Here is a 5192-nt window from a genome sequence, read left to right as displayed (position 1 = left end):
GTCCCAGGACTGTCTCAATTACATATTTGCCATTTTGCAATTGTTGTCCTATCCTGGGCATGAATACCTCTGATAATTCGTAATTCGTAATTCTTAATTCGTAATTCGTAATTAAGATATGCTCAAAAAATATAAAACAAGTTTTCCAAACATCCTTGAGTAATTTGGATATGAGTCAAAATCATTAACATTAGTGTCCTGATGACAGTTTACCTAAATCTATGGTGTTTTGGTAGATGACGGGCTGGGAGATAGCGATGGTGGATTGGAAGACGGAGGTGAGTTGAAATAAGGAATCCAACCAGCCATCGCTCCCATACCTGCGAGTATACCTCCAATAGCTGCGATCGCAGCTATCACCACTCCCCAAACCTGAATTTTTCGCTCCCAATTTGAGTTAGTGTTAAAAGATACAGTTGAGACAGGCTGAGGAGTTTCCCCAGTCAACCCCAAAGAGTCGAGCCATTCTCGCATTGATTGAGGACGCTCTTTAGGATCTAGCTTCATCCCTGTTAGAATTGCGCGGTTGGTGCGATCAGTAACCAGATTATTCAGGTCTTTCGGTTCCACTAAACGAGCTTTGTCAATCTTACGTTTCAGCGCACTGACTGGTGTTTGTCCAGTTAAAAGTACATATAAAGTAGCTGCCAGAGAATAAATATCGCTATAAGCCCCAGTTGGTATATTTTTAGCGTAAAGCTCAGGTGGTGTAAATCCCTCAGAAGTTTCCTTGGTTCGATTTGTAAGCCTGAAGAACTGGAGCCTAGCTTTATAGAAATATTGTGATGTCTCAAGACAAGCTGCCTTGCGTCTACACTTGCTAAACTAATTTTAAATCTTGAATAAAAGCAGCGAAAAAACAACCATAGAATTATGGCTCAAATCTTAGTTGAAAATTTAGATCCCATTATTCTAGAAAAGCTAGAAACTCTTGCCAAACAACACGGTAGGTCTTTGCAAGAAGAACTAAAGCAGATCCTACAACAAGCGGCTGAAAAAGCGACACATTACCGCACTGGCGGCGACATGGAAAGAACCAGAGAAGCTGTAGCACGCGCTCAAGTTAGATATACAGGAAAAATTTTTAGTGATAGTACTGAACTTATCCGCGAGGATAGAGAACGGTGAGTCAGTATGTTTTAGATGCTAGCATTGCGATAAAGTGGTTCATCCCTGAAGTCTACTCTGATGCAGCTAGGCGTTTAGTAGCAAGTAATCATACTTTCTTAGTTCCAGATTTTTTCTTCCCAGAAGTGGGAAACGTCTTGTGGAAACGAGTCCGTCGTGGTGAAGACACAGCTGAAAATGCAAGACAAATATTAGCAGATTTAAATGCAGTTCCTGTAGAGGTGTACTTATCTCAACCTTTAATGCCACTTGCTTTAAATATTGCCCTTCAGAGCGATCGCGCAGTGTATGACAGTTTATACTTAGCCCTTGCTATTACTCAACAACGCCAGATGGTAACAGCAAACAAAAAATTTTATAACGCACTGCAAACCAGTAGCTACGCAAGTAATCTTTTATGGGTGGAGAATATTTAAAGGTGTCGTTTGCCAAATTAAATGACCACTTGACAAATTAATGTCTTCAAAAATATTTAGCTTAAAACCCTTATCAAGTAAGGGTTTTACTATTTTAGGCTGAAAATGGGCTACTAGAGGCTTATTGCCAAAATACCTGTCCTCTTTTGGAATTTTGACAAAATATCTGTCCTTTCTTCAAAAACGCTGTGAGCATACATTTTTATAAAAATTGACAAAATAAATGTCCTTTAAATAGTACAATACAACTACGTTTGTATTAAACAATTATGTAAAAATGCTGGACGATCATACCAATAGCGATCAAGAGGCAGAAAAGGATGAGATTGTGACGGAACTCTCAGCAGATGATAGGCATTTGCTGGATATAATTCAGCAATTACTAGAACCATGCGATCGCATCACCTATGGAGAAAGACAAAGGGAGGTCGCAGCCAAACTAGGCAAGTCTGTGCGAACGGTACGGCGACTGGTAAAAAAATGGGAAGAGGAAGGTTTAGCTGCACTTCAAACTACGGCACGGGCTGACAAAGGCAAACATCGAATAGACACTGATTGGCAACAGTTCATCATTAAAACTTATAAGGAAGGCAATAAAGGTAGTAAGCGAATTACTCCCCAACAAGTGGCAATCAGAGTACAAGCAAGGGCGGCTGAATTAGGACAAAAAAAATATCCCAGCTATAGGACTGTGTATCGAGTTCTACAACCGATTATTGAGCAGCAAGAACAAAAAGCAGGTGTTAGAAGTCGAGGTTGGCATGGTTCTCGATTATCAGTTAAAACCCGCGATGGCAAAGACTTATCAGTAGAATATAGCAACCATGTTTGGCAGTGTGACCATACTCGTGTAGACCTATTGCTGGTAGATCAGCATGGTGAACTTTTGGGTCGTCCTTGGCTGACAACAGTTGTCGATACTTACTCCCGTTGCATCATAGGGATAAACTTAGGCTTTGATGCTCCGAGTTCTCAGGTAGTAGCATTAGCACTGCGCCATGCAATTTTGCCAAAGCAGTATGGGTCAGAATATGGACTCCATGAACAATGGGGAACCTACGGAAAACCAGAACATTTTTATACCGATGGTGGTAAAGATTTTCGCTCAAACCATTTGCAACAGATAGGTGTGCAATTAGGATTTGTTTGTCATTTACGCGATCGCCCCAGTGAAGGTGGTATTGTTGAGCGTCCTTTTGGCACTTTTAACACCGACTTCTTTTCTAATATGCCGGGATACACAGGATCAAATGTGCAGGAACGCCCAGAGCAAGCTGAGAAAGAGGCTTGTCTGACTTTACGGGAGTTGGAACATAAGTTTGTGCGCTACATCGTGGACAAATATAATCAACGCCCTGATGCGCGTCTTGGCGATCAAACCCGTTATCAACGTTGGGAAGCAGGATTAATTGCTTCTCCTAATGTAATTTCAGAAGAGGAATTACGTATTTGCCTGATGAAGCAAACTCGACGCTCCATTTATAGAGGTGGATATCTGCAATTTGAAAATCTGACGTATCGGGGAGAAAATTTGGCAGGTTATGCAGGTGAAAGCGTTGTACTGCGCTATGACCCCAAAGACATTACAACTGTTTTGGTTTACCGCCAAAAGGGTAATAAAGAAGAGTTTTTAGCTAGGGCATTTGCTCAGGAGTTGGAGACTGAGCAATTATCTTTGGATGAGGCTAAAGCTAGTAGTCGTAAGATTCGGCAAGCAGGGAAGATGATTAGCAATCGCTCAATGTTGGCAGAGGTACGCGATCGCGAAACATTCCTGACCCAAAAGAAAACCAAAAAGGAACGCCAAAAATCAGAACAAGCTGTAGTTCAAAAAGCTAAAAAACCTTTGCCCGTTGAAGCAGAAGAAATAGACGTGGCATCTATTGACGGTGAGACACAATACCAGATGCCAGAGGTGTTTGATTACGAACAAATGCGTGAAGATTACGGGTTTTAGAATATGAATTCCAAACCAGCACAAGAAGTAGCTCAACAATTAGGTAATATTCCACAAAATAATGAAAAACTACAAGCAGAAATTCAACGATTGAACCGAAAGAGTTTTATCCCACTTGAGCAAGTGCAGATTCTCCATGAATGGCTAGAAGGAAAGCGTCAAGCACGTCAGTGTTGTCGAATTTTAGGAGAGTCACGTACAGGCAAAACTATTGCTTGTGATGCTTACAGGTTAAGACATAAACCAACGCAACAGCCAGGTAAACCTCCAACAGTTCCTGTTGCTTACATTTCAGCTTCTCCAGAATGCAGCTCTAAGGATTTATTCAGGTTAATTATTGAACATTTAAAATATCAAATGACGAAGGGAACAGTTGCAGAAATTCGAGAACGGACTCGGCGGGTTCTTAAAGGCTGTGGGGTAGAAAGTTTAATTATTGATGAGGCTGACCGCTTGAAGCCGAATACATTTAAAGATGTAAGAGACATTGGTGAAGAATTAGAAATATCTGTTGTCTTAGTGGGTACTGATCGTTTAGATGCTGTCATTGGAAGGGATGAACAAGTTAAACGCCGCTTTCAAGCTGGTCATAGATTTGGTAGGTTGTCAGGAGAAGATTTTAAACGAACAGTAGAAATTTGGGAACGGCAAATTTTAAGACTGCCAGTTGCTTCTAATCTTTCCAGTAAGACAATGCTTAAGATTTTGGGTGAAGCAACTGGTGGTTACATTGGTCTGCTGGATATGATTCTCAGGGAGGCAGCCATTCGGGCATTGAAGAAAGGATTACAGAAGGTTGATTTGGAAACGCTGAAGGAAGTAGCTGCGGAGTACAAATAATGGAAATGGTAGAGATTCAAACTTGGCTGTTTCAAATAGAACCTTTAGAAAGAGAAAGTTTAAGCCACTTTTTAGGACGCTTTCGACGAGCAAATGATTTAACGCCTACTGGGTTAGGTAAAGCAGCAGGACTTGGCGGTGCGATCGCCCGATGGGAAAAGTTTCGGTTTAATCCCCCTCCTTCTCAGCAGCAGTTGGAAGCATTGGCTGTTGTAGTGGGGGTTGATGTCGATAGGTTAGTGCAGATGTTACCACCTACTGGGGTGGGAATGAAAATGGAGCCGATTCGGTTATGTGCTGCTTGTTATACCGAGTCCCCATGTCACAAGATTGAATGGCAGTTGAAGGTGATACAGGGGTGCGATCGCCACCAATTAATTTTGTTGTCAGAATGTCCAAACTGTGGGGCAAGATTTAAGATTCCAGCAGTGTGGGTAGATGGTTGGTGTCACCGATGTTTTCTGAGTTTTGCCGATATGGTAAAGTATCAAAAGTTTTATCGATGACGGAGTTTTTGCAAACATAGTAGTACTTTTCAAATGTTAGCTACAAATCATCCCCCCGTGCTTTCATGGAAAAAAAGGAGCAGGGGGGGATATCGTATGTTTCAACAAACAGGAGAATTCGCTACAAGTTAAGTTGACTTCCAGAACGACAGAATCATGGAGTAATTTGCTCTGGTTGCTCGACTGCTGGATTGAAAATGATTGTGAAAGTTGCACTTGGTATCAGCCGGTGTAGAGCTTGTGAATGAGCCTCTGCGTCACTGCGGCGACGAAAACGAGCAACTATTTGATGTTGCATACTAGGAAAATGGCGGACTATACACCAAGGATTTAGCTTTTCAATGT

Annotated in this window: 7 protein-coding genes; 5 read left to right on the top strand and 2 right to left on the bottom strand. The window is 41.6% G+C overall.

What is annotated here, in order from left to right:
• Nucleotides 1-219: 219 nt before the first annotated feature.
• On the bottom strand, nt 220-570 hold the full coding sequence (locus tag IQ229_RS12185; RefSeq protein ID WP_228013415.1) for a hypothetical protein: 351 nt from the start codon (nt 568-570) through the stop codon (nt 220-222).
• A 303-nt stretch (nt 571-873) separates the two neighbouring features.
• On the opposite strand from IQ229_RS12185, the gene IQ229_RS12180 reads away from it, so the two are divergent.
• The 5 genes from IQ229_RS12180 to IQ229_RS12160 all read left to right on the top strand — a co-directional run bounded on the left by IQ229_RS12180 (nt 874) and on the right by IQ229_RS12160 (nt 4847).
• Complete coding sequence (locus tag IQ229_RS12180) at nt 874-1128, top strand: FitA-like ribbon-helix-helix domain-containing protein (RefSeq protein WP_194044025.1); 255 nt, start codon at nt 874-876, stop codon at nt 1126-1128.
• A complete protein-coding gene (locus tag IQ229_RS12175; protein WP_194044023.1) occupies nt 1125-1544 on the top strand; it encodes a type II toxin-antitoxin system VapC family toxin in 420 nt (139 codons plus the stop codon). The genes IQ229_RS12180 and IQ229_RS12175 overlap by 4 nt, the downstream gene beginning before the upstream one ends.
• 277 nt (nt 1545-1821) lie before the next feature.
• Complete coding sequence (locus tag IQ229_RS12170) at nt 1822-3501, top strand: Mu transposase C-terminal domain-containing protein (RefSeq protein ID WP_194044021.1); 1680 nt, start codon at nt 1822-1824, stop codon at nt 3499-3501.
• A gap of 3 nt (nt 3502-3504) precedes the next feature.
• Nucleotides 3505-4341, top strand: coding sequence for a TniB family NTP-binding protein (locus IQ229_RS12165; RefSeq protein ID WP_194044018.1), 837 nt, complete (start codon nt 3505-3507; stop codon nt 4339-4341).
• Nucleotides 4341-4847: a TniQ family protein gene (locus tag IQ229_RS12160; RefSeq protein ID WP_194044017.1), complete on the top strand. Its 507-nt coding sequence runs from the start codon at nt 4341-4343 to the stop codon at nt 4845-4847. Before IQ229_RS12165 ends, IQ229_RS12160 begins: the two co-directional genes overlap by 1 nt.
• Before the next feature lie 154 nt (nt 4848-5001).
• On the opposite strand, the gene IQ229_RS12155 is transcribed toward IQ229_RS12160, so the two are convergent.
• Nucleotides 5002-5190 (bottom strand): hypothetical protein, encoded by a 189-nt coding sequence (locus IQ229_RS12155; protein ID WP_194044016.1) that lies wholly within the window; start codon nt 5188-5190, stop codon nt 5002-5004.
• Nucleotides 5191-5192 lie beyond the last annotated feature (2 nt).

Source organism: Nostoc cf. edaphicum LEGE 07299, from assembly GCF_015207245.1.
GTDB classification, from domain to species: domain Bacteria; phylum Cyanobacteriota; class Cyanobacteriia; order Cyanobacteriales; family Nostocaceae; genus Nostoc; species Nostoc edaphicum_B.
The sequence above is the reverse complement of the archived record's forward strand: the minus strand, read 5'-3'. Positions and strand labels throughout refer to the sequence as shown.

What these genes read in the sequence shown, in the direction of transcription:
- IQ229_RS12180 (WP_194044025.1), top strand. Translation starts at nt 874, where the DNA reads ATGGCTCAAATCTTAGTTGAAAATTTAGATCCCATTATTCTAGAAAAG.
- IQ229_RS12170 (WP_194044021.1), top strand. Translation starts at nt 1,822, where the DNA reads ATGCTGGACGATCATACCAATAGCGATCAAGAGGCAGAAAAGGATGAG.
- IQ229_RS12165 (WP_194044018.1), top strand. Translation starts at nt 3,505, where the DNA reads ATGAATTCCAAACCAGCACAAGAAGTAGCTCAACAATTAGGTAATATT.
- IQ229_RS12160 (WP_194044017.1), top strand. Translation starts at nt 4,341, where the DNA reads ATGGAAATGGTAGAGATTCAAACTTGGCTGTTTCAAATAGAACCTTTA.